Source organism: Acinetobacter sp. SH20PTE14, assembly GCF_021391555.1.
GTDB classification, from domain to species: domain Bacteria; phylum Pseudomonadota; class Gammaproteobacteria; order Pseudomonadales; family Moraxellaceae; genus Acinetobacter; species Acinetobacter amyesii.
Genome location: NZ_CP090067.1, coordinates 2,309,390 through 2,335,210 on the forward strand (window position 1 = coordinate 2,309,390; position 25,821 = coordinate 2,335,210).

Here is a 25,821-nt window from a genome sequence, read left to right on the forward strand (position 1 = left end):
GTCATTTGTACATAAATCTCGTTACCATTTTCACATTATTTGCATTATCATTTGTTTTATTTCCAAGCTTGGAATCGCTGTGAATACGATTACTCTTCTTCAGCCAGATGATTGGCATGCACATTTACGTGACGGTCTAGCCCTAAAGCGTACAGTTCCTGATTTAGCACAACAATTCTCTCGCGCGATTTGTATGCCAAATACCGTACCACCGGTAAAAACCGTTGAAGAAGCAAATGCGTACCGTGAACGTATCATGGCACATGTTCCTGAAGGCGTTCATTTTGACCCGCGCATGGTGCTCTATTTCACAGACAACACACCTGCAAGTGAAGTTAAAAAAATTAAAGAATCTGAGCATGTTAATGCCATTAAGCTCTATCCAGCAGGTGCAACCACGAACTCAGACAGTGGTGTCAGCGACATTAGTAAAGTCTATGGTGTGATTGAGCAACTCGAAGAGCACCAAGTGCCATTACTCTTACATGGTGAAGTGACACATAACCATGTCGATATTTTTGACCGTGAAAAACGTTTCCTTGATGAAGTACTTTCTCCACTGTTAAAACAGTTCCCTAAATTAAAATTGGTGCTAGAACACATCACTACTAGTGAAGCTGCGCATTTTGTATTAGAACAAGACCGTAATGTCGCTGCGACAATCACACCGCAACATTTATTGTTTAACCGTAATGATATGTTGGTGGGTGGTATTAAACCGCATTTCTATTGCCTACCGATTTTAAAACGCCAAACCCATCAGCAAACATTGCTCGAAGTTGCGACCAGTGCAAACCCTAAATTTTTCTTAGGTACAGACAGTGCGCCTCACTCAAAAAATGCTAAAGAAAATGCATGTGGCTGTGCAGGGTGTTATAGTGCACCAACAGCAATTGAGCTATACGCTCAAGCATTTGATCAAGTCGGTAAAATCGACCGTTTAGAAGGTTTTGCAAGCCACTTTGGTGCAGACTTCTACGGACTCCCTCGAAATACCAATACCATTACTTTGGTAAAAGAAGATCAAGTGATCCCTGAAAGTTTAGACTATTTGGATGGCGAAAAAATTATTCCGTTGTATGCGGGTAAGACCATCCAATGGAGAAAAGTGTGACAGATGAAACTCGACCAGTCATTGGTCAACGTTTCCGTGGATTCCTACCTGTTGTTGTCGATGTCGAAACAGCAGGTTTTAATTCACAGACCGATGCCTTACTGGAAATTGCAGCGATTCCTATTGTGTATGATGCAGAAGGTAATTTTGTACCGGGTGAAGCCCACCATGCACATATCAATCCGTTTGAAGGTGCCAACCTTGACCGTCGTTCACTGGATTTTATTGGTGTAGATCCATTTAATCCGATGCGTATGGCCATGGCTGAAGATGAAAAATCAGCATTGAAACGTATTTTCAAAGCAGTAAATGAAGTACGTCGCCAACAGAACTGCACACACGCGGTTTTAGTTGGTCATAATGCCCATTTTGACTTAGGTTTTGTACAGGCAGCGATTGCACGTACTGGGACAAAAAATCAAAATCCTTTCCATAGTTTTTCCGTATTCGATACAGTGACTTTGAGCGCTGTAATGTTTGGACAAACTGTGCTGGCAAAATCATGTATTCAAGCAGGTATTGAGTTTGATGGTAAAGAAGCACACTCTGCACTTTACGATACTCAGAAGACCGCTGAACTGTTCTGCTATATTTTGAACAAACTCGGCCCTCACCTACTTGACACTATGATGGCGGATCAATAAGATACCGCCATCTTCTAAACGTCCCTATCGTCTAGAGGCCTAGGACATCGCCCTTTCACGGCGGTAACCGGGGTTCGAATCCCCGTAGGGACGCCAATTCTTATTCAGACTTTCTCCAAGCTGAATATTCAAGTCTATTGAATACACATCTCCACCTCAACTGATTAGTCAATTTTATACTCACTGAATTCGCTGTGTATTAAAAAAACACCTATTGCAAATAATTCTCATTTCTATTGATTATTTTTTGTAAAGTTAATGATAATCGCTATCGTTTTTATCTGCATAATTGTTGACAGCCATGCGCTTTGCCTATTCTCCCCTTAATATCGCAATTTTGACTGCTTTAGCATCTCAAACGTATGCAAATGAAAGCCAGATCTCCGAAGAAATCAAAACCAATACGGTGTCGATGACACCTATTGAGGTTGAAGTCAAAGCCAAGCAAGAAGTAGGTAAAACCGTCTACACCAAAGAAGATTTAGAAAAAACGCCGAATAGCTCAAAAAATATCACAGACTTTTTAAAAGTTAATCCAAATGTGCAGTTTAGCCGTGAACAACGTTCTGCAGATTCACAGGCTGAGCTACGACCATCCGAGATATCTATTAATGGCGCGCAAACTTACCGAAATAAATTTGTAATTAACGGCGTCAATACCACCAATAACCTTGACCCTCTGGCAAGCGGCAACTCCTATTCAGGCAAGCTTGATGGTGGCTCACAAGGGATGGCCCTAAATACCGATTTAATTTGTAAATTAGAATTGATCGATAGTAATGTTTCTGCAGCATACGGCGAATTTACAGGTGGTGTAGTTAATGCTGAAACTTGTACCCCAAATACTGAAATTGGCAAAATCCACGGCTCCGTTACTTACGACTACACGGAAAGTGATTGGTCACGTTATCATTTTACCGATGAAGAAGAAGCTGCAGAGTTTGAAGATCCAACATCATCAAATAATAAAGAATATAAAAAACACGGCTTAAGCCTGAATCTATACAGCAAACTCTCTGAACAATGGGGCATCAATAGTTATGCCTCTAAACGTGAATCCATCGTTCCAGTAATGAGTGGTTTAGAAGATCGCAGTAAAGTCAAAAGCGAGCGTAATAATATCAACTTAGGGACTACCCTTTTTTACACACCTTCGGACACAACCAAAGCGAAGTTTGGCTTTGATTTAGGGGATTTGGACAGTCTAAATTTCGTTGATAAGCGAATAAATTCAAAAAGTATTAGCAATACAGAAACGTTGACATTTTTTGGTGAATTAGAAAGTAAACTCAATAATTCAACATTAAAACAAAATATTAGCTATCAAACGCTAAGCCAAGCACGTGAAAATGATTCAACTACCGGCATTCTTTGGAAGCAAACACCAACTAAAAACTGGAGTTCCAATCCTGGTGAAGGTGCCACAAGTAGTGATATTGAATTACACCAAGATACATTTTCGTATAGTCTAAAAAATGCGTTTGATACCATTCAGATTGGCAACAGCATGCAACAATTAAGCTTTGGTATGGGCTATGACTATTCTAAAGTTGCATGGGAACGGCCTAACGATGCCTATATGTATAATCAGCCTAAGACTTTTACATCTAGTTCAGGCATTAGCTGTACGGCAGGTGATATTCTTTGTGATGAAGCAACGGATGAAAATAACTATCAAGGCCAATATCAAACAAATGGCAAGTATTATCAAAAAGGTAAAGTTAATATTGACCAACAACGTGTGCATACCTTCATTGAAAACACATCGACTTGGGATAATTTTTCAGCGCGTTTAGGTTTACGTGCAGATTATGATAGCTTATCGAAAAATTTAAATATTGCACCTCGTACTGCCTTTAACTATAAACCGCTAAAAAATGATCTTCTGTCCTTCACTACGGGATGGAATCGATATTATGCAAACTATACCTTAGCCACTGAACTGCAAGATCAACTTGCATTTTTGGAATACAATTTAAAACGCACAAAAAATCAAACTGAAGACTATTGGACTCAAACTGGGTTATCAGATTTAATATTAGCTAATTCCAATATTCAACGTGCCAATTTAAAGACCCCTTATGCTGACGAAATTGTGTTTGCCATTAATAGCCAAGTTAAAAACTGGAACCTTGGTCTGAAATGGGTGAATCGCGATAGCAAAGATGAGATCACAAAAAATCGGTTTATTGATCCAACAACCAGCAACACCATCGATCATTTTGAATATAGCAATAGTGGTAAAGCAAAAGCTGACATTTACACACTCACACTCAGAAATACGCTGCCAGTCGTTTATAAAAACTCTCTGCACGGGTTTAACTTTGGCTTTGATTACACTGAATCGGAAAAAAATTATTTAGACTATTCCGAGTCATATAACGTTAACAGTAATACCGCTGCTGAAGATCGCGATATTATTTTTAACGGCAGCCTCATCCAATTTAATGAACGTCCTGTTGAAAATTTCAATCAGCCTTGGACAGCTCGTTTTGGTTGGGACATTGAGTTTTCAAATTTACCATTAAAGATTAATAACTTCTTAAGCTACAAATCTGAATATAAAGATACGTATAAACTAAAAAACAAAGTTGAGCATGATGGTGTCCTGTTGGAAGCCTATGCCACAGATACAATTAGACCTCGATTTAGTTGGGATATGCGTACCACTTATGATTTGAATTTCTCTAAAGACTACAAAGCAATATTCGGTTTAACCATTAACAATATTACCAATCGACATAATATCTATACCACCCCAGGTATTAGTGAGTCGACCAACAGACTTAGATCTGAAATTGGGCGACAGTTCATTGCTGATGTCACATTTAAATTTTAATCTTCCTTATCAAGAGCGCCTAAAAACGCTCTTGATTCATTTTCAAATAGAATAAAACATGAAAAAAATAATCTTACTCTTTGGCCTGTGCATAGTATGTCTCAGTATCTTCATCTACATTTTTAGACCCGAAGCCAGCCTACCGACAAATCCTTCAAATACTGTTGAGCACGATGCCAATCAGACAAATCAAACAGCATTGAATGATGACCAAGAATCTTTTATTCCCAAAACCAACGATCGTGACACTCAAATACAAGCGAAAAAACCAAAAAAATTGAGCGAAGAAGCAATACAGTATTATCGAACAGCAAGCAAATACGGTTGGGAGTCAATCGTTCGTGATTTTGAAAATGGAACCATCCTAAAAAGCAAAATGCCTAAAGAGGAAAAGGAAAAACTTTGCGAAATTGCACTGAGTCAAAGCACTGCCGATCAAACCAAACGCTTATTTAAAGCAAATTGCAAACCACTCAATGGCCGTTCATCCTCTATGATTATTAATGGCGCATTAACCAATGCAGAAGGCAAAATAGATCAAAACGAAATCATTGAAAAATTAAATCTCTATAAGTCGGAAAATGTTTTACAAACACACGTTACGTATAAATTTGGCCCGTATGAAGAAAAAAGCTCTTTGCAATCTAAAGCAATTGGTTGGGGGCTTGAAGAGGTTTCTGATTATTTGCTGAGTATTGGTGTCGATTACACGGGCGTGGATGGTAATTTAATTTTAGACAATATCAAAGGCCGGAATCCTTCTGTGAGTCTGGTTCAAAAACTACTGAATGCAGGAATCGAACCCAATAGTAGCGTCTATAAGCAAATGGAACAGAATGACTTTTCCACCAAACATCCTGACGTTTACAATTTATTAAAAGCACATACACCATGAAAAACATCGTTATTACCAGCTGCCTGCTAATGAGTATGCATTGCTTTGCAAATGCTCCATTACCACAAAATCTCTCTACCAATGCACCATCAGTGAAAAGCATTCACGACTTTCAAAAGATCAAAGGGATGACAAATGATGCTTCTCGTTATTATAAATTTATAAACATATATGGTTGGTCAGCCATAGTGCAGGAATTTGAAAATAAAAATATTCAAAGCAGTAAAATGAAAAATAAAGAAGTTAAAAAAATGTGTGACACAGCACATCTTATACTTCCACTTCAAGATGGCTTTGTTGCACAAACCTATCTGTAAAGGCTTTTTCAGCGATATAATTTTCAAATGAAGAAGCTTACACACAAAATCTACCGCACAACCAATTGGCCCGCATATAACCGAGCACTCATGAGTCGCGGAAATATTGCCCTTTGGTTTGATTCTGCTACGCAATGGTATGCACCATCAAAAGGCAAACAAGGGCGAAATCAAACCTACTCCGACGCAGCCATCCAATGCTGCTTAATGATTAAATCCTTATTTCGTCTGTCTTTACGTATGGTTACTGGCTTTGTGCAAAGTCTGATTAAACTTTGCGGATTAAATTGGATAGCTCCAGATTACACCACGCTTTGTAGAAGACAAAAGCATATTGATATTGTAATCAGCTACCAAAAAAGTAGCGATGGGCTGCATCTACTCATAGACTCTACAGGCATGAAGTTTCTAGGTGAGGGCGAATGGAAGCGCAAGAAACATGGACCTGAATATCGTCGCCAATGGCGTAAACTTCATATTGGTATAGATGCTGAAACCCTTCAAATACGCGCCATTCAACTCACTACAAATAATGTGAGTGATTCACAAGTGCTTGGTGATTTACTCGATCAGATTCCACAAGATGAGCAGATTGACTCTGTTTATACCGATGGAGCTTATGACACCAAGCAATGCCGTCAGGTCATTGCAGATCGGCAAGCGCATGCGGTGATTCCACCTAGAAAAAATGCGAAACCATGGAAAGATATAAAGAGTAGCTCGCTAGAGCGAAATGAATTACTTCGAACAGTTACACGTTTAGGCAGGACACTATGGAAAAAATGGTCAGGCTATCATCGGCGAAGTTTGGTTGAAACTAAGATGTACTACATTAAATTATTAGGAGATAAACTCAATACAAGGAGTTTTGATAGCCAAGTGAATGAGATACATACACGTGTAGCAGTCCTCAACAGATTTACGGAATTAGGTCGACCACTTACCCAAGTTACGCCTTAAATTTGGCTCAATTAGGGGCGTTTTGCATTTCCAATCTTTGTGCAACAAAGCCCTTCAAGATATCAAGCGACTGATTGCTGCTGATTGCAAACCCAGCTCAAACGATGTGACTTTTAACACCATCAATAGGATTTTAAAAAATGGCGATGATTCTATTAATGAACAAGAAATTATTGCTAAATTAGAATTTTATAATGCATTAGGATTATTAAAAACACATCAAACATACGGCCGTGGCTATCGTGCAGAAACATATAATTTACTCTACAAAGCTGCCGGTTTTGGTTTGCCTGATGTTTTTGATTATCTCCTGAATATCGGACTCACAGTAAAATATACCGATGGTAACTTACTAAATACACATTTTGATGGTCGCTCCCCTCAACTCGCTTTAACCCAAAAAATTTTAAAACTGGGTGTCGAGCCAAATGCTTCAACCATCACAATCATGCAACAACGGAACTTTAAACAACACTACCCTGACATCTACCAAGTCATCCTGTCCAATCTAGAACAGAAAAACCGTAAACTTTAATTAATTACAGCCTGACTGGTTTTGTTTATACTTCAGCTTGATCTATTTTGATGTAAGAACACCCTATGTTTAAAAAGTTGCTCTTGGTTTTAGCCATCTTATTTCCATCTGCACTCTATCTGTATATTGTGAGCCGCGATGACACCAAAGCCCCTGTAGCTGAACAAACTCAAGTACCTGCAACTTCTGAAGCTGAGTATCAAACTCCTGACCATTAATCCAATGGTCAGTGCTAAAGATTTAAATTTTAGATCAGTATTATCATATTATAAGAAAAATTCGATTTATCAATCATTTCACTGCATTCAATCATAAAATATACCTTTCGTTTAATTTTCTTTTCACTATGCAATCTCCCTCTGAACCTTCGCAACACTCGTCTGCTGAAGGTAAAAGTCCATCGCTTAAACGTACGATGACGACTCGACACCTTGTGATGCTCTCACTTGGTGGTGCAATTGGTACTGGTTTGTTTATGGGTTCAGGTGAAGTTATTTCACAAGCTGGGCCTTTGGGCGCTGTACTTGCCTACATTATTGGCGGTTTGATTGCCTACATGGTCATGCTCTGTTTGGGTGAACTTGCCGTACATTTACCTGTTTCTGGCTCTTTTGGTGCTTTTGCGACAAATTATATTGGCCCGGGTACCGGTTATATGGTGTCTTGGATGTACTGGTTGGGCTGGTCTGCCACCTTAGGTACAGAATTTACTGCGGCGGCTATTTTGATGCAGGAATGGTTTCCACAAACCTCTATTTGGTTATGGACACTGATCTTTGCAGCTGGCGTACTGATCTCTAATTTAAGCTCTACACGTGCATTCGCAGAGTCAGAATTTTGGTTATCCATGGTGAAAGTTGCAACAGTGTTGATTTTCATTATCCTTGGTTTTACCTGCATCTTTGGTTTCGTGCCTTTCCAAGGCTATGAATCAGCTCCAATGTTCCACAATTTGACTGAACATGGTTGGCTGCCAAATGGTTTGTTCCCACTGTTTGCCACGCTATTGATCGTAAACTTTGCCTTTAATGGTACGGAGATGATTGGTATCGCTGCAGGTGAAACTGAAAACCCTGAAAAGAATGTGCCTAAAGCCATTCATGCTGCGGTATGGCGCTTAATCATTTTCTTTGTCGGCACTATTATCGTCATCAGTTCACTGTTGACCTATACCGATGCAGGTTTAAATGTCGGCGGACATGGCGGCTTAAGTAGTAGCCCATTCGTTTCCGTATTTAACCTGATGGGCATTCCCTATGCAGAAGACTTAATTCGTTTCGTCATTATTACGGCTTTACTGTCTACAGCTAACTCTGGTTTATATGCTGCATCACGTATGATGTGGGCGCTGTCCGCACAAAAACAATTACCACGTGCTTTCGGCAAATTAAGCAAAACTGGTGTGCCTTATATTGCTGTATTGGTCACTATGATCGGTGGTTTACCGGGTCTATTGTCAGAACAATTTGGGGCAGATGTGATCTTCAAGAACTTGATGGGGGTTGCTGCCTTCACCATGGTGATCGTGTGGATGAGTATTTGCGGGAGTCAATTTAACTTCCGTCGCCAATGGCTGAAACAAGGTCATAGCGTTTCAGAGCTTAAATTCCGTACACCATGGTTCCCGCTGGTTCCAATTCTTGGCTTTGTCTGCTGTACCGCAACAGGTTTAAGTATGGCTGCAGATCCTGAAATGCTTTCAGGCTTTATTGGCTGTCTGATCTTTATGGCAGCATGTTATGCAGGTTATTATTGGTTATATCACGATAAATAAAATAGTTAAGGTGGCTCATTAGCCACCTTTTTTTTATGAAACTATTTCTCTTCCCTATGAGAGAAAAATTAGGGTTCCCATATAAATTCAAAAATGATTTGTGGGAGCAGTTTAATCCACAAAAACCACTGTACAAATTATAATTTAAGGAAATAGTTCAACTGCTTTTCGTCAATAAGTTTTTATTCTCGCTCAACACCAAGATATAATCCCATACTTTCAACTCTAATGAGTCCTTTTCGGATTTTGCCCCCTTAGAAACATTAGCTAAAAGACACGCAGCTACTATTGCTAGAAATATTTGGATAGATACTCTCAAACTTGTATTAGATATTAATTCAACAAAAGTAAAGTTAAAAACTATTAATGAAAGTGGCAAAAGCACCCGACTTGAATTCATCTGTTTTTTAAATTCAGGAAAATCACGATTAATAACCAATAAATTTTGTTTGTCTTTACTCCACAACATTGGCTCAAAACATACATCCAATTTTTTTTCTAATTTTTCAAGTTCTACATCATCACTAGACAACTGATATCTTCGAACCTTTAAGATTAAATATAATTTAAAAAAGCTCTGGATATCTAAAAAATAATGAGAATCATCTAAAGATTTGAGGTGATTATACGTAATTCTACTTTCCCCATCTAAATCCCTAAATAAAAGTTCATCAATAATTCTTTCAAACTCTGATTTACTAATATACGAAAAAAAATTATTTGTATAAATTTCAAACCAATGCAAATAATTCAATAAAACTATATAGAATCTTTCATGGACTTTGCCCACATTAAATTGATTGATTTCAAATAAAATTCCAGAAATAAACTCATTAAAATTATTTTTCATTAAAAAAATTCTGTTTTTGTTTCATTTATATACATTTAGAATATAACAATGAAACTCTATTTTGACAAATATAGATGGGCTATGTACTATAACACCCACCTCAAAACGTCCCTATCGTCTAGAGGCCTAGGACATCGCCCTTTCACGGCGGTAACCGGGGTTCGAATCCCCGTAGGGACGCCAATTCTTCTGTCAGCTCTGACAAACTTAAAGTTTATTTATCTATAATTTATATTAATTGATTGCATCATCATTGCATTCTTCTCTACAATTACTCGCTTCATTATTTGATTCTCCTTTTTCTCTATGCAGTCATCACATTCTCCGAATGATGCTTCGCATCAGGGCAATTCTGCGCCGTTAAAACGCGCTATGAGTACTCGACATCTGGTGATGATTTCGCTTGGCGGCGCAATCGGTACTGGTTTATTTCTTGGTTCGGGTGAAGTCATTGCACAAACGGGGCCTGTAGGTGCCATTATTTCGTATTTTTTAGGCGGTATTATCGCCTATATGGTGATGCTTTGCTTAGGCGAGCTCGCTGTACATATGCCAGAATCTGGTTCATTTGGCGCTTATGCTAAACGCTATATCGGACCGGGTACGGGTTATACCATCACTTGGCTGTATTGGCTGACATGGTCAGTAACGCTAGGAACTGAATTTACTGCTGCTGCACTTTTAATGCAGGAATGGTTCCCAGACAGCTCTATGTGGATGTGGACTTTAATCTTTGGTGCTTTTGTATTCTGCCTGAATATGATTTCAACCAAATGGTTTGCTGAATCTGAATTTTGGCTAGCCTTAGTCAAAGTGATTACCGTTGTTGCCTTTATTATTTTAGGTCTATTGGCCATTTTTGGTGTTTTAGGCTATCGAGGCTATGAAGCTGCACCGCTGTTTAGCAACCTCACTGCACAAGGTTGGTTCCCTGAAGGCTTATTCCCAATCTTCGCTACTATGTTGATTGTTAACTTTGCATTCTCAGGTACTGAACTGATTGGTGTTGCTGCGGGTGAAACCAAAGATCCAGCGAAAAATGTACCTAAAGCCATTAACACGGCGATTTTCCGCTTATTGATTTTCTTTGTGGGTACCATTGTTGTTATTACTGCATTATTGCCACACCAAGAAGCCGGCTTATCTGCCGAAGGTGTAAGTAGTTCACCTTTCGTAACGGTATTCCAGCACATTGGTATTCCTTATGCAGAAGACATTATCCGCTTTGTCATTATCACAGCCCTACTTTCTGCTGCAAACTCAGGTTTATTTGCTGCATCTCGAATGATGTGGTCATTGTCCTATAGTAAGCAATTACCTGCAGTGTTCTCTAAAGTGAACTCGCGGGGTATTCCTTATGTTGCCGTGATTGTGACCATGATCGGTGGTATGCCGGGCTTACTTTCTGAGCAATTTGCACCAGAAACCATCTTCAAAAACTTGTTAGGTGTCGCGGCATTTACCATGGTGGTGGTATGGATGAGTATTTGTTTAAGCCAATTCAACTTCCGCCGTCAGTGGTATAAAGAAGGCAAAACTGCAAAAGATTTAGCTTTTGCTGCACCACTCTTCCCAATCGTGCCGATACTCGGTTTTGTATTCTGTCTTATTACCTGTATTAGTATGGTATTTGACCCAGAAATGTTAACTGGCTTTATCTGCTGTATGATCTTCATTGTGGCGTGTTATATCAGCTACTACACCTTGTATCACAACAAAGATTGATCTGCGTTGTCATACCAAACACGATAAAAGAGTAACTTCGGTTGCTCTTTTTTTATGGCTATATTTTAATAAAAGTAGAATAAAAACTGGTCCGTCGATGAGGTGCAATATGCAGATCATCTTTATCCATGGCATGAATCAACAGCAACAAACTGCACGTACGCTCGAACAGCATTGGCTTGCACTGTTGTCTCAAGGCTTAAAGCAAAGCCATCAAGAGACTTTTTTATCGTATATACAGCACCATATGCGCATGCCTTTTTATGGAGACTTACTCACGCGTTATCATTTGCAGAATATGCTTCAAGCCAGCACCTTGACACCTCAAACGTGGCCACATTTTCCGTTTATCCATCGCACTGAACTCCCAGAAAAATCACCAAAAGTACTTGAGCATCATGCTGTACAAAATAATCTACCTGACATCACCCTCAATGATGCTATTGGATTAAGCCAATCATTCAAATCGATCACTGCACTTGGCAAAGATCTTGTCCTATGCGATTTTGCAGTTTTAATGAATTATTTCCCAAAATTACATGCCACACTTTTGCATAAATTTTTGGTCGAAACTTATCTCTATTTATCCAATCCACACTTTATTCAGGCAGTTCATACTCGTCTGCATGAGCAATTACATCAAACGAAACCCACCCTGTTGATTGCACATTCGCTAGGTAGCGTGATTGCGTATCATTTTTTACTGTTACATCCTGAACTCAACATACAGCGCTTTATCACCTTGGGCTCACCTTTGGCTTTTCGTGTCATCCAAGCCCACTTACCTCAGCCTTTACAGCGACCTGATGCAATTTCAGGCGATTGGTTAAACTTTTATTCACATGATGATTTTCTCAGCGCTTTTCCACTGAGTCAGGCACCATTTGATTTTCAACCCGCCATTATCAACCAGCAAATTCAGACATCGATTGAACACCCACACGATATTGCTGGATATTTAACGCATCCAGAAGTTATTGCTACAATCTTACAAGTGTTGAAAAAACCGACATAAATAATGTATTTTTCAAACATTTTTAGCAAATTGTTTTAATTTTATGCACTCAACAACAAAAACTGAATTTATTTATAGAAAAGCGTTTGACACCCCCCGATTTTCACCCTAATATACGCCCACCTCTGAAACGTCCCTATCGTCTAGAGGCCTAGGACATCGCCCTTTCACGGCGGTAACCGGGGTTCGAATCCCCGTAGGGACGCCAATTTTCAGAAGTACATTTTATTAAGTCCCTATCGTCTAGAGGCCTAGGACATCGCCCTTTCACGGCGGTAACCGGGGTTCGAATCCCCGTAGGGACGCCATTATTTAGTCTAAAAACTTAGACTGAAATAAACGGTTTTAAAATTTGCTTTCTGTACTGTCCCTATCGTCTAGAGGCCTAGGACATCGCCCTTTCACGGCGGTAACCGGGGTTCGAATCCCCGTAGGGACGCCATATTCGAGTTGGTTTTAATCACTCATTAAAAAGCTCAAGCATTGCGACTTGGGCTTTTTTATTGCCTTAATTTCTAAATATTTCTTTTAAAAGTTTTGAATCATAAATGGACTTAGGGGCAATCACCTGCTCATTCAGCGGAATATTTTGACCATAGCGCTGCCGCATTAGACGCTGGACTTCATTTTGTTTTAAATCAAATTGTTTCAGTTGTTGTAATGGAGAAAGTTCGATTCCTAAAGCATGCTGATAAGCTTTCCAAACAATTTCAGAACAGTAAATTGCACGGTCATCCCATTCAAAATATATATCATAGGGTTTGCCCAAGTACTTTTCCGCATGTTGCACCAGCTTCGTTTTCTGCTGCACATTTAAGGGTTGTTTGAGCCTTTTCACCACATAGTGAGCATTCTCCCCACGTGCGATCCATTGATTTAAAGCGGTATATTGCACAGGTTGAATAGCTTCAAGCACCCAGGTTTGGTTATTTTTATTTACGATCATGCCCATGTGACTATAGGGCGAATGTGTGGCCTTTTGAATGCTTAAACTTTGTTGTGACTTTGAGATATGAAAAATAATATCTCCCGTCTGAAATACGGACTGGGCATAGAGGGCAGAACTGAGCCCCGAAAGAATGACTATTAATATTAAAATTTTAGACATTTTTATTGTAAGCAATATTGATATGAATGAAGGCAACCATAACATGAATATATGTCGGTTGCCCTGATTCTAAAAATTCAATGATTGATTAAGCCGACTTACGTGAATTGACTTGCCCTTTAATGACCGCGGTTAAATTACCTTTGAGATATTTAAAAAACACTTTTAAGGGCGAAAGTTTAGGATTTGGCAGTTTTCCTTCACCAATCGATTTAAACTGTGCGGCATACCAAATAATTTCCATAATCGCCATTTTATCTATCATCGGTATGCCAGTTTTAATTTTATCTACGCCGTAACGAACATCCTGCCCCGCCAATAAACGATCAGCCAAATCGACTTCAACAGCAAATGGACGTGCAATACCAATAAAATCACAAGCTCCACTGTCTAGTGCAGCATTCATGCCTTGCACGGTTCTAAACCCGCCGGTAACCATTAACGCGCATTTCACTTCTTTACGGATATTGTCCGCAAAATCGAGGAAATAAGCTTCACGAGCAATGGTACTGGCTTTACGTTTTTCTTCTTTAGCACCCGCCATCGCTGGCGCTTCATAGGAACCGCCCGAGATTTCAATCATATCAATCCCTGCGGAATCGATTGCCTTAAAGACCTCGATCACATCTGCTTCGCTAATCCCGCCGCGTTGGAAATCAGCAGAATTCAGTTTGACCGAAATGATAAAATCATCGGTCGTCGCTGCACGAACTGCCTTATAGATTTCAAGCAAAAAGCGCATGCGATTTTCATTTGAACCACCCCACTGATCTTGACGTTTATTGGTCAGTGGCGACAAGAACTGACTAATTAAATAACCATGCGCACCATGCAATTGCACGCCTTCGAAGCCTGCCTTTTCACAAATGTGTGCGGCACTTGCAAAACGCTGAATGATATCCAAAATTTCATCTTCACGAAGTTCGCGCGGTGTTCCAAACGTTGTGGCTAGCATCGGACTAAATGGTACAGCGGACGGCGCAACCGTTTCCTTATTCAAACCTTTTGGACATTGGCGGCCCGGATGTGAAAGTTGAACCAATTGCACCATGCCGTGCTTCTTGCCTAGCTCAGCCCATTGTGTTAACTGTGCTAAATCTCGCTCAGTTTCAGCGACAACAACACCAGGCTCATTTTTAGCACGAAAATCCACCATGACATTACCCGTAATGGCACAGCCTAAACCACCCTTCGCCCAAGCTTCATATAACCCAAAATGTAAGTGATTGGGTTGGCCTGCGGTATTGGCCAATGCTTCGCTCATTGCACCTTTAATGATGCGATTTTTAAATGTGGTATTACGAATTTTAAAGCTTTCAGCTAAATGGCTCATGGCAATGTCCAAAATGAAATAATAAGTCCTGAGTATTTACTCTAATTATTATTTTCTAAAGGTCAAGGATATTTTGACAATGACACATGTCAAAATATCCATAGCTTTGATTTTAGTATTGGCTGGCTGCAATTAATTTACGGGTATAGTCCGTTTGTGGTCGTGCAAATAGATCTTCAGTGTCTTGAAACTCCATGACTTTGGCATGTCGCAGTACCAACACTTTTTGACACAGGGCTTTGACCACGTGTAAATCATGACTGATAAATAAATAACTCATATTAAATTCTTGCTGCAAACGCCGTAATAGCTTCACGATGGCTTTTTGTGTCGTCCGATCAAGCGCCGATGTGGGTTCATCGAGAATCAGCAGTTTAGGACGTAAAACCAGCGCACGTGCCAAGGCAACTCGCTGTCGTTGCCCACCCGATAACTCATGTGGATAACGCTGCTTAAATGAGCTGGCTAATTCGACTTTCTGCAATGCTTCATCTATACGCTGTGCAATTTCATTTGCAGATAAATGCTGTAAGGCCAGACCTTCGCCAATGGTTTGCTCTACATTGAGCCGTGGATTTAAACTACTGAATGGATCTTGAAAGACAATTTGAAATTCACGACGTAAAGGTCTGAGCTGTTTTTCTGAAAGTTGATTGATGGCGTGTTGATTTAACATAATTTCACCATCACTTTCTATGAGCCGAGCAATAGCCAGTGCTAAAGAGCTTTTGCCTGAACCACTCTCTCCAACAATACCAATCGACTCACCTTCAGCCACTGTTAAATCCAAAGCTTCTACCGCAACGACATAATTTTTAATGCGGTTCAATAAGCCTTGTTTGACTGGGAACTTCACTCCTAACTGGCGTAATTCTAAAAGTGTCTGCGTTTGCGAAACCTGTATTGCTGAACCAAAATCATGGTCTAATAAATTTTTGGTATACGCCTGCTTCGGCTGCTCAAAAATTTCCTGAACACCACCTTGCTCCACCACTTGCCCACGATTCATCACAATCACATATTCGGCATAGCGCTTGACCAAATTCAGGTCATGGCTAATTAATATCATCGCCATATTACGCTGCTGTTGTAGCGACTTTAATAAATTTAAGATTTGCGCTTGTAAGGTGACATCTAAAGCCGTAGTTGGCTCATCAGCGATTAAAATATCAGGATCTAAGGCCAATGCCATGGCAATCATGACACGTTGTCGCTGCCCGCCTGATAACTCATGTGGATAGCGCCTTAACTTATCTTCAGCATCAGGAATACCCACATCATTTAATAATTCTATAACGCGCTGCCGTGTTTTTGCCTTCGACCATCCCTGTAACAACAATGACTCACCAACAATCTTTTCCACACGATGTAAGGGATTTAAGGCCGTCATCGGCTCTTGAAAAATCATGGCAATTTTCTGTCCACGAATGTTTCGGTGCTGCTCAGGACTCAGTCCAAGAATATTTTGTCCATTCAGGCTGACGCTGCCTGTGACCTGCAGATCACTTGGCAACAAACCGAGTATAGCTAGGCTGCTAATCGATTTACCTGAACCGCTTTCTCCAACAATGGCTAACGTTTCACCTGCATGCAATTTAAAATTCAGGTCTTCAACCAAGACCTGTGCTGCATGTGAAATATGTAAATGTTCAACCGCTAATACGATGGGAGGTACATTAACTTGATGATTATTGACGTCTTGGATCGAATGCATTACGTGTCGCCTCCCCAATGTAAATCAATAAAGACAGCACGATCGCTAATGTAAAGAACCCCGATAAGGCTAGCCATGGTGCATTCAGATTGTTTTTCCCTTGAAGCAATAACTCACCTAAAGATGCTGCATCAGGCGGTAAGCCATACCCTAAGAAATCTAAGGCTGTCAGTGCTGTAATATTTGCCGTAAGCATGAAAGGTAGCTGTGAAAGACTGGAACTCATCGCATTTGGTAAGATATGCCGAAAAATAATGGTGCTATCTGTAACACCAAGACTCCGTGCTGCACGTACATAGTCAAAATTACGCGCCCGCAAAAACTCCGCACGAACCAAGCCAACTAAAGTGGGCCAGCCAAACAACAGCATAATGACAAAGAGCCAATACACACTCGGCGTAAACATGCTGACCAAAATCATCACCATGAATAGCATCGGTAGTCCACCCCAGACTTCCAAAATTCGTTGACCAATGAGGTCCAGCCAGCCACCATAATAGCCCTGTATCGCCCCAACGATGATGCCCAATATGGCTGAAGCGAAGGTTAATGCAAAGCCAAACAGGAGCGACACACGTAATCCATATAAAATACGTGCGAGCACATCACGTCCTTGGTCATCGGTACCGAGCCAATTTTGTGCAGTCGGTGCAGATGGCACAGGCACAGCCAACTCTAAGTTCGGTGTTTGATAGGAAAATTTAATCAGTGGCCATACAGCCCATCCTTTATCATCAATCAGTTGCTGTACCACAGGATCTTTATAATCTGCCTCAGTTTCAAAAACGCCACCGAAAGCAGTTTCTGGATAACTTTTTAATACGGGAACGTATAAAGAATCATCGTATTTGACCAAGAGCGGTTTATCATTGGCAATAAACTCAACAGCTAATGACAACATAAAAATCAAGGCAAAGCTGATAAAGCATGTAAAGCCTAATTTATTTTCTTTAAAACGTTGAAAACGCGCTTGCATGATCGGAGACATTATTTTGCCCCCTGCGAATCAAAATTAATTCGTGGATCAATCATTTGATACATGACATCGCTGATTAATCTTAAGATCAGCCCCATCAAGGTAAAAATAAACAAGGTGCCAAAAATGACTGGATAATCGCGCTGTACGATGGCTTCAAACCCCAACAATCCCAGACCATCTAAATTGAAAATAATTTCAATAAATAGATTTCCCACAAAGTAGATGCCGATCAAGGCTTCTGGCAGACCAGCAATGACAATGAGCATTGCATTACGAAATACATGCCCATACAGCACACGTGATTCGGTCAAACCTTTAGAACGAGCAGCAAGAACATATTGCTTATTTAATTCTTCCATAAAAGAGTATTTGGTCAGATAAGTTAAGCCAGCGAAACCACCAATTACCATAGCAAACAAAGGCAACACCATATGCCAAAAATAATCTGCAATTTTGCCAAATACACTTAACTCAGCAAAATTCTCTGAAACTAAACCTTGTAGAGGAAACCACTGAAAATATGAACCACCTGCAAAAAATACAATAAGTAAAATGGCAAAGGCAAAAGCAGGAATGGCGTAGCCGATAGCCAATAAAATAGACGTACTTTTATCAAATAACAGACCATGTTGACGGGCTTTTTTAATGCCTAATGGAATAGACACCATATAGATCAGCAAGGTACTCCATAAGCCAAGGGATAAGGATACAGGCAGCTTTTCCCAAAGCAGCTGAGTCACAGGCTTATCTTTAAAAAAACTGGTACCAAAATCTAGCGTTACATAGCCCTTTAACATGAGCCAAAAACGTTCGAATAATGGTTTATCGAAACCATATTGCGCTTCGATTTTTGCCACCATTTCTTCACTTAAGCCTTTGGCACCTTGATATTTGATGCTAGACGTTGCCGTTTCGCCACCGCTCGTTGTCCCAATACCCTGAAAAGCTTCGGCTTGCTGAATTGCTTGCTCAACTGGCCCACCCGGAGCAAGCTGAATTACCACAAAGTTAATCAATAAAATGAAAAACAACGTCGGAATAATCAGGAGCAAACGCTTTAATATATATGTGCCCATGTTGCTTTCACATTCCTTGTCCTTCAGGTGTATTCATTGCTGCCGTAGATATTGTGTTATGTGCTTGGTTTGAGCTGCATCACTCCACCAATAGTCAATCCCAACAGAAAGTTTAGGTTTGACATAAGGCTGCTTATACATATGCCAATAGGCAAACCAGTTTTCACTTTGCCCAAACATTGGGATTTGATAATAACCCGCTCTGAGCAGGCGGTCTAAAACACGCGTACGAATAATCAATTCTTCCCGATTTGGAGCATTGATCACCTGTTGAATGAGCTGATCTATTACAGGATTTTTAATCCCTGCGTAATTATAATTACCCACTTGGTCAGCTGCTTGACTGCCCCAAAGTTGAGCTTGCTCACCCGCTGGAGTGAGCGATTGAGGCATTTCATCCACGATCATATCAAAGTCAATATTTCGCATACGCTCGGTGTATTGCGGCCCATCTACTTGTCGCAATAGCACCTGAATACCTAAACGTTTCAAATTTCGTATAAATGGCATTAAGGTTCGCTGCAAATCTTGTTGCTGAATCAAAAGTTCAAATTTCACAGGCTGAGATTTTGCATCCACCAATCTGCCGTCTTGATAACGATAACCCGCATTCAATAACAGTTGGCGTGCATGCAGCAGATTTTTTCGATTAAATCCACTGCCATCAGAAACGGGATATTGCCAATTGGATAAAACCCCCTGTCGTTGAATAGGATCAAGTTGCGATAACATCGGTTTTAAAATATCCAACTCTTGGATAGAGGGTTTCCCCTTCGCTTCTAGCACACTATTACTAAAATAACTCTGCAAACGCTGATACTGCCCATAAAATAATGCTTTATTTTGCCATTCAAAATCATAAGCATAGGTTAACGCTTGTCGAAAACGAATATCACTAAATGGCGCACGACGGGTATTAAATACGAGACTTTTTGTGGGAATCGGTCGTTCATGTTTAAAGCGATATTTGACAATTTTACCGTCTTTAAAAGCAGGAAAATTGTACGCTCCCACCCAATTACGTGCGGTCTTTTCCTCATATAACGTAAATTGACCTGCTTTAAAGCCTTCAAAGGCTATGTCTGGGCTGCGATAATATACATATTTCAGATGGTTAAAATTATAGCGACCACGATTGACGGCTAAGTTCTGCCCCCAATAGTCAGGATTTCGCTTGTAGCGAATACTCCTACCTGCATCGATCGTCTCAATCGTGTAAGGGCCTGAGCCTAATATGGGCTGCAATGTAATTTGAGTAAAATCTTTTTTTGCCCAATCTTTTTTGGAATAAATCGGCATTTGCGCCAAAATCATGGGCATATCAGTATTATGACCAGATTTAAAACTCATCCTCACCTGATATTTAGATAAAACATCTGTTTTGTCCAAATCCGCTAAGTACATTTGTAGACCGGGATTTGATTTAGTTTGAAAGGTATCAAAACTAAATTTAACGTCTTCAGCAGTGAGTTCAGAACCATCACTAAACCGTGCTTTTGGGTTTAAATGAAAAATAACAAAATTAGTTTTTTTCGGGTCAAATGTCACCTTTTCGGCAAGCAATGGATACATCACACCCGGTTCATCTAAAGATGAACTCATCAAGCTATCAAAAAGATAATTGATACCTTCAACAGAACGCCCTTTTCCATTCATGCTGTTTAAATTATCAAAACTCCCAATACTCGAGGTCGTGATATATCCCCCTTTATTGGCAAGAGGATTGGCATAGGGCATTGCCTGTAATTGATGATATTGAGGGCTACTATGTATGGCAAGAAAAGGCGTGGTCTGCAACGCAGCCCACGCCCCTGTTGAAAGTATGCTCAAAGTCACACCAAACACGTAACGCGAAGTTGAAGCAGAATACATTCAACTTAACTCCTTAATGTTTGGACTCAGTTTGGTACTTTAATGACTTCACCAATACGTAACTGAGCAGACGGTTGTATATCATTCATTTCAGCAAGTTTTGATGTATCAAGTCCATAACGGCTTGCTAAACCAATCAGCGTATCGCCGCGTTTAATACGGTATTCACTGATAGTTTTAGGGACTTGTAAATTTTGACCGACACGCAGTCCTGCACGGGGGTTCAAGTTATTTAATTCAGCCAATGCCGCTACAGTTAAACCTGTCCGACTAGCAATCGAATTTAAAGACTCGCCTGATTTCACAGTATAGCTTTCAGTATTTGTTGGTTTCACATTGCTCGTAGAGGATTTAGCTTCCGTTTTTTTGGTTTCAGTTGCTTTACTAGCTACATCAGCAGGTAGTTCACCATCTACTTTTAAACGCTGCCCTACACGAATCGCACTATTGGTATTTAGGCCATTTAATTCAGCTAAATAACGTAATTGAAGATGATATTTCTTCGCAATCACACCCAACGTTTCACCTGATTTCACCACATGAATATCGGTCGCATCAACGGAATTCGTTCGTGTATTGGTTTTGCTTTCAATTTTGGTCGCCTCAGCTTTGGTTTCTACTTTAACCGGTGCGACATCACCTGTTAATTTTAATTTCTGCCCAACTCGTAGACCAGAACTACGCTCTATACCATTTAAATTTGCGACATAGTCCATGCCTAAATCATAGCGACTAGCAATGCCTGTTAGTGTATCGCCAGACTGCACCACATATGTATCCGGAACAGTTGAACTTGCAGGAACTTTAATGCTTTGCCCAGCCATCAGCCCACTATTTACCGACATATCATTTAGACTCGCCAATTCTGACAAACTGATTTTTGACTGCGTCGCAATGCTGTAAAGCGTATCACCACGCTGCACTTTATAGCTTTCAACTTTATACGCAGGATCAACTTTGACATTTTCAATGCGATTCACGACTTTGCTTTCGAGCTTCTCAACTTTGCTCTCTGCATCTGCTATAGATTGTAATGGCACATTAATTTTTTGCCCAACCATCAAACTACTGCCAGCCGTTAAACCAGTTGTTAAATCTGCCAACTCCTGATTTGACAGCGCATAACGATCTGCAATGAGTTTTAGATATTCACCACGTTTTACCGTGTAGGATTTGGTTTGAACTTTTGCAGGTTTTTCGACAACTTGAGCTGCTTTCTTGTCAGCTTCCAATTTTGCTTTAGATGCAGGCGTTTCTTTTAAGGATAATTTCTGCCCAACATATAAACCACTCGTGGTGGTTAAACCATTGTAGTCTGCGAGTTGCTTCGTACTTAAACCAAATTGACTCGCAACAGCTGTAAGACTGTCATTTGCTTTCACCACATAGCTATCTGCAATAGGCTTGGCTTTCGATTCTTCATTATTTTGCACAATCGGTTTCGCATCATATAAATAGATGGTCGTACCGACATACAAGGTCGAATCTGGCGAAATTTGGTTCCAAGCTGCAATATCACGCCAATTCACGCCATTTTTCATCGCGATCAACGCTAATGTGTCGCCCGCCAAAACTGTATAAGTACTGCGTTTACCTTTAGGTGGTACAACTACAATTTCAGAATCTGTACGAATGACATTTTTACCTTGGTTGCGTTTGGCTTCTTCGGAATCTGCACCTGTATTTTCAGCCACGCTTTTCGGGTAAGAGAACCCTTTGGTCAGTTCTTTACCTTGTTGATCTGCAATCGACTGACTGGTCTGAATCGCAGTCAACTTAATCTTGCCATCGTAAGGATCGACTATTTCAGTGCCTTTCGGTGCAATAGCTTTAATTTCCTGAACGACTTCTTCTTGTTCTGCTTTGGTCGCTACTGGTTTTAATACCTCATCGACTGTTTTGGTCTCACCTTCAGCTTTAATAGCCGCCATGATTTGCTCACGCTCATTTGCGCTGAGTGGTGGCTCGACAGATACGGCTTTCACAGGCGTCGAAGGTGTTACAGCAACTGGAATACGCGGCGCACTTGGAATATCACTATTCGATGCAAATGCAGCCAAAGCAGATGATCCTATTGGCGTTTTGCCTTTCGTTCCTGATGGAACACTCGGCGTTACCGTTGCAGCGACTACAGGTGATTTGGCAGAAGCTGTCACTGTCGGCTGTGTTTTAAGCGTAGGTGGCGTCACTTTAGCGGGCTGAATAGTTTTACTATTTAATTCCGGCGGAGTAACACGTGACGGTGTTATTTCAACATTATTTTTTGGTAAGTTATAAGTTGAATTACTTGCCCAATAACCTGATGAACCACCTGATTGTAATTTTTTCAAACGTGCATCGACTGATGGACTCACATCCGCAGGAATTAAAATCCGCATTGGGCTACTGCTGTCAATCACATCGCCACGATGCCCGGGATTTAGTGCATAGAGTTCTGCACGGCTTAAACCGGTAATAGATGCAATTTCATTTAAATTTGCAGGCCCTACAGCCACTTCACGAAAGTGTGGACGGTTGGCAATTGGTGGCAAACTTACGCCATAGGCACTTGGATTTTTAATAATTTGAGCAACAGCCAAGAAACGTGGGACATAGTTCATGGTTTCTTGGGGCAGTTTTAGCGACCAATAATCCGTTGGCAAACCTGCCGCACGGTTACGGTTAATCGCCTGTTGAATGCGGCCCGGCCCTGCATTATATGCAGCCAAAGCCAATTCCCACGAACCGAACTGGTTATGTAGCGCACCTAAAAACTCATAAGCTGCACGCGTTGATTCCACTACGTCACGACGACCATCATACATTGAGGTTTGTTTTAAGCCGTAAATACGTCCAGTACTTGGAATAAATTGCCATAAGCCCGCTGCGGCTGCACTTGAGGTTGCTGCTGGGTCATAAGAACTTTCAATCACTGGTAATAACGCCAACTCAGTCGGCAAACCACGACGTTCTGCTTCTTTAACCGTGTGATATAAATAACGGGACGCACGCGCACTTAAACGATCAATATATGGTTGACGTGAAATAAACCAACCACGCTGCGCTTCAATTCGCGTATCCCAGTGGTTCAAATCCATTTTGAAACCGACGGTCATACGCTTCCAGACATCACCATGCTTCAGTACTAAAAGGCGATCGCCTTCTACGGCACGCATGTCTGTTGCAGAAAGTAAATCTTCGAGTGAATCTAAACTATTGGCATCGAGAAAGTTTGAGCCAACTTGTTTACTTGCTGAGTTCTGCTTAGTCGTTTGCGATGAAGAACAGCCCGTCAGACCAAGAGCTGCGAGCGCAGAACCCAAGACTGTAAATTTAAAAATTTGTGGTAACGTAGGCTGCCAGACAGTCGCAGTTGATTTATACATAAAAAAATCCAGACAACTCATATAAAATTTATTTTTTAGATATGCCATTGTAGTGAAGCAGAACACAGACACAAGGCGTTAATTTAACGCTATTTCAGTATAAATGTTACAAGAAATTAAAAAAATCGCCAGAAATGGATTTCTCTCTGTCATTTGCGTTATACAATATACGGTTCTGAATGCTCGTTTTTCTCCGGATTTGATTTATGTCTCAAACAATCACGCTTTATGTTGATGGTGCATGTAAAGGCAACCCTGGCTTAGGGGGTTGGGGGGCGTATATCATCCGTGAAACTGGAGAAGAAAAACTCTGCGGCGGCAAAGCTGAAACCACCAATAACCGTATGGAATTGACTGCTGCAATTGAAGGCATTCAACACTGTCCGTCCGATGCAAAACTGATTATTTGGACAGACTCTAACTATGTCAAACAAGGCATTACCGAGTGGATACATGGTTGGAAAAAGAAAAACTGGAAAGATGTTAAAAATCCTGATCTGTGGAAATTACTGGATGCAACTTGTCAGGGTCGGGAAATTGAATGGAACTGGATTAAAGGGCATGCAGGCCATCCGGGAAATGAAATGGCTGATCAATTGGCCAATCTAGGCGCAGAAAAAACCCTCGAACAGATCAAACTAGCGGCATCAACTACAGCTGAAGCACCTAAAAAAAAAGCTGAACCCGACTGGCTATTAAATGATCCGTTTGGACTTGAATTTGCTGATAGCGAGGATGAAGCAGAAGAAATCTCTGCTGAGACAGCTATTGACGCAGAGCAGATTGATGACATTGCGATAGAACAACAAGCAACTGACACTGCTTCAATGTTGAGTGCAGGTGCTCCTACACAGTCTAAGCAAGCTGCTGAAATCCATCCAATGATTGTCATTACACCAGCAACCGTCGATGTATCTGGCCCACGACAATTAATTTTGGATACGGAAACCACAGGTTTCTATTTCCAAGATGGCGACCGTATTATTGAAGTCGGTGCGGTGGAAATGATTAACCGTAAACTGACCGGTAGCTCAATTCATATTTATATCAACCCGCAAAAACCTGTCGGTGAATCTGAAAATATTCACGGAATCAGTGATGACTTTCTAAAAGACAAACCACTGTATGCTGAAATTGCTGATGTCTTATTTGACTATCTAAAAGGCGCAGAAATCATTGCGCATAACGCAACCTTCGATATGAACTTCCTTGATATGGAGTTCAAACGTGCCGGTTTTGTGGCCTTATCTGAAGTTTGCGAAGTTACCGATACCTTGGCTATGGCCAAAGCCAAGCATCCAGGCCAGAAAAACTCACTCGATGCATTAGTACGTCGTTACGAAATTCCACAACGTGACCGTACTTTCCATGGTGCGTTACTCGATGCGGAAATTCTGTCTGACGTATACCTAGCAATGACGGGCGGTCAGGTTTCCTTTGATATCGATGCCCTGACCCACTCGCAAAATGAAGATGGTTCGCAAACCCGCGCCGCTGTTGAAATAGAATTACCTGTGATTTTACCTTCAGCAGATGAACTTGAAGCCCATGAGACATGGGTCAAACAATTTGAAGAAAAACATGGTACACCTTGCCTTTTTGCGAAATAAAATCTAAATTTCGTGTTACTTTTTGTATATAAACAATTCTTACATACGCTATAGTAAAACCATAAACATGGACCGCCTTAAGGGGCGGTTAATAAA

Annotated in this window: 20 protein-coding genes and 5 tRNA genes; 17 read left to right on the top strand and 8 right to left on the bottom strand. The window is 40.6% G+C overall.

What is annotated here, in order from left to right:
* Positions 1–79: 79 nt before the first annotated feature.
* From pyrC to LXF01_RS11480, 10 genes are all read left to right on the top strand, one after another.
* Positions 80–1,114: a dihydroorotase gene (gene pyrC, locus LXF01_RS11435; RefSeq protein WP_111885770.1), complete on the top strand. Its 1,035-nt coding sequence runs from the start codon at positions 80–82 to the stop codon at positions 1,112–1,114.
* Positions 1,099–1,758: a ribonuclease T gene (gene rnt / locus LXF01_RS11440; RefSeq protein ID WP_078189149.1), complete on the top strand. Its 660-nt coding sequence runs from the start codon at positions 1,099–1,101 to the stop codon at positions 1,756–1,758. Before pyrC ends, rnt begins: the two co-directional genes overlap by 16 nt.
* 20 nt (positions 1,759–1,778) lie before the next feature.
* A tRNA-Glu gene (locus LXF01_RS11445) sits at positions 1,779–1,854 on the top strand.
* Positions 1,855–2,059: 205 nt separating this feature from the next.
* Positions 2,060–4,597: a TonB-dependent receptor plug domain-containing protein gene (locus LXF01_RS11450; protein WP_233944362.1), complete on the top strand. Its 2,538-nt coding sequence runs from the start codon at positions 2,060–2,062 to the stop codon at positions 4,595–4,597.
* Between the two features lie 58 nt (positions 4,598–4,655).
* A complete protein-coding gene (locus LXF01_RS11455) occupies positions 4,656–5,492 on the top strand; it encodes a hypothetical protein (RefSeq protein ID WP_233944363.1) in 837 nt (278 codons plus the stop codon).
* Positions 5,489–5,809, top strand: a complete 321-nt coding sequence (locus LXF01_RS11460; protein ID WP_233944364.1) for a hypothetical protein — start codon at positions 5,489–5,491, stop codon at positions 5,807–5,809. The genes LXF01_RS11455 and LXF01_RS11460 overlap by 4 nt, the downstream gene beginning before the upstream one ends.
* 27 nt (positions 5,810–5,836) lie before the next feature.
* Positions 5,837–6,769: an IS5 family transposase gene (locus LXF01_RS11465; protein WP_233944365.1), complete on the top strand. Its 933-nt coding sequence runs from the start codon at positions 5,837–5,839 to the stop codon at positions 6,767–6,769.
* A 22-nt stretch (positions 6,770–6,791) separates the two neighbouring features.
* A complete protein-coding gene (locus LXF01_RS11470) occupies positions 6,792–7,304 on the top strand; it encodes a hypothetical protein (protein WP_233944366.1) in 513 nt (170 codons plus the stop codon).
* A gap of 65 nt (positions 7,305–7,369) precedes the next feature.
* Positions 7,370–7,522 carry a hypothetical protein gene (locus LXF01_RS11475; RefSeq protein ID WP_180036011.1) on the top strand — a complete coding sequence of 51 codons (153 nt, stop codon included), beginning with the start codon at positions 7,370–7,372 and terminating at the stop codon, positions 7,520–7,522.
* 128 nt (positions 7,523–7,650) lie between these two features.
* On the top strand, positions 7,651–9,078 hold the full coding sequence (locus LXF01_RS11480; protein WP_233944367.1) for an amino acid permease: 1,428 nt from the start codon (positions 7,651–7,653) through the stop codon (positions 9,076–9,078).
* A gap of 157 nt (positions 9,079–9,235) precedes the next feature.
* Here LXF01_RS11480 and LXF01_RS11485 read toward each other — a convergent pair whose 3' ends face one another.
* On the bottom strand, positions 9,236–9,928 hold the full coding sequence (locus tag LXF01_RS11485) for a hypothetical protein (protein WP_233944368.1): 693 nt from the start codon (positions 9,926–9,928) through the stop codon (positions 9,236–9,238).
* Between the two features lie 107 nt (positions 9,929–10,035).
* On the opposite strand from LXF01_RS11485, the gene LXF01_RS11490 reads away from it, so the two are divergent.
* The 6 genes from LXF01_RS11490 (at position 10,036) to LXF01_RS11515 (ending at position 13,110) form a co-directional block, all read left to right on the top strand.
* A tRNA-Glu gene (locus LXF01_RS11490) sits at positions 10,036–10,111 on the top strand.
* A gap of 123 nt (positions 10,112–10,234) precedes the next feature.
* On the top strand, positions 10,235–11,653 hold the full coding sequence (locus tag LXF01_RS11495) for an amino acid permease (RefSeq protein WP_078189154.1): 1,419 nt from the start codon (positions 10,235–10,237) through the stop codon (positions 11,651–11,653).
* 109 nt (positions 11,654–11,762) lie between these two features.
* Positions 11,763–12,668, top strand: a complete 906-nt coding sequence (locus tag LXF01_RS11500) for an alpha/beta fold hydrolase (RefSeq protein ID WP_233944369.1) — start codon at positions 11,763–11,765, stop codon at positions 12,666–12,668.
* Between the two features lie 132 nt (positions 12,669–12,800).
* A tRNA-Glu gene (locus LXF01_RS11505) sits at positions 12,801–12,876 on the top strand.
* Positions 12,877–12,900: 24 nt separating this feature from the next.
* A tRNA-Glu gene (locus LXF01_RS11510) sits at positions 12,901–12,976 on the top strand.
* 58 nt (positions 12,977–13,034) lie between these two features.
* Positions 13,035–13,110: transfer RNA gene (locus LXF01_RS11515), tRNA-Glu, on the top strand.
* 66 nt (positions 13,111–13,176) lie between these two features.
* Here LXF01_RS11515 and LXF01_RS11520 read toward each other — a convergent pair.
* The 7 genes from LXF01_RS11520 to LXF01_RS11550 all read right to left on the bottom strand — a co-directional run bounded on the left by LXF01_RS11520 (position 13,177) and on the right by LXF01_RS11550 (position 24,115).
* Positions 13,177–13,821, bottom strand: a complete 645-nt coding sequence (locus LXF01_RS11520) for a YiiX family permuted papain-like enzyme (protein ID WP_326489492.1) — start codon at positions 13,819–13,821, stop codon at positions 13,177–13,179.
* Between the two features lie 43 nt (positions 13,822–13,864).
* The gene (locus LXF01_RS11525) at positions 13,865–15,109 is read right to left on the bottom strand and encodes an NADH:flavin oxidoreductase/NADH oxidase family protein (RefSeq protein ID WP_233944371.1); all 1,245 of its coding nucleotides are present in this window, start codon (positions 15,107–15,109) and stop codon (positions 13,865–13,867) included.
* Positions 15,110–15,221: 112 nt separating this feature from the next.
* Positions 15,222–16,823, bottom strand: a complete 1,602-nt coding sequence (locus LXF01_RS11530) for an ABC transporter ATP-binding protein (RefSeq protein ID WP_233944372.1) — start codon at positions 16,821–16,823, stop codon at positions 15,222–15,224.
* On the bottom strand, positions 16,798–17,811 hold the full coding sequence (locus LXF01_RS11535) for an ABC transporter permease (protein WP_233944373.1): 1,014 nt from the start codon (positions 17,809–17,811) through the stop codon (positions 16,798–16,800). The genes LXF01_RS11530 and LXF01_RS11535 overlap by 26 nt, the downstream gene beginning before the upstream one ends.
* Positions 17,811–18,878, bottom strand: a complete 1,068-nt coding sequence (locus tag LXF01_RS11540; RefSeq protein ID WP_233944374.1) for a microcin C ABC transporter permease YejB — start codon at positions 18,876–18,878, stop codon at positions 17,811–17,813. The genes LXF01_RS11535 and LXF01_RS11540 overlap by 1 nt, the downstream gene beginning before the upstream one ends.
* Before the next feature lie 33 nt (positions 18,879–18,911).
* Complete coding sequence (locus LXF01_RS11545; protein ID WP_233944375.1) at positions 18,912–20,750, bottom strand: extracellular solute-binding protein; 1,839 nt, start codon at positions 20,748–20,750, stop codon at positions 18,912–18,914.
* Positions 20,751–20,776: 26 nt separating this feature from the next.
* Positions 20,777–24,115, bottom strand: coding sequence for a LysM peptidoglycan-binding domain-containing protein (locus LXF01_RS11550; protein WP_233944376.1), 3,339 nt, complete (start codon positions 24,113–24,115; stop codon positions 20,777–20,779).
* Between the two features lie 206 nt (positions 24,116–24,321).
* On the opposite strand from LXF01_RS11550, the gene dnaQ reads away from it, so the two are divergent.
* Positions 24,322–25,725, top strand: a complete 1,404-nt coding sequence (gene dnaQ / locus LXF01_RS11555) for a DNA polymerase III subunit epsilon (RefSeq protein ID WP_233944377.1) — start codon at positions 24,322–24,324, stop codon at positions 25,723–25,725.
* Positions 25,726–25,821 lie beyond the last annotated feature (96 nt).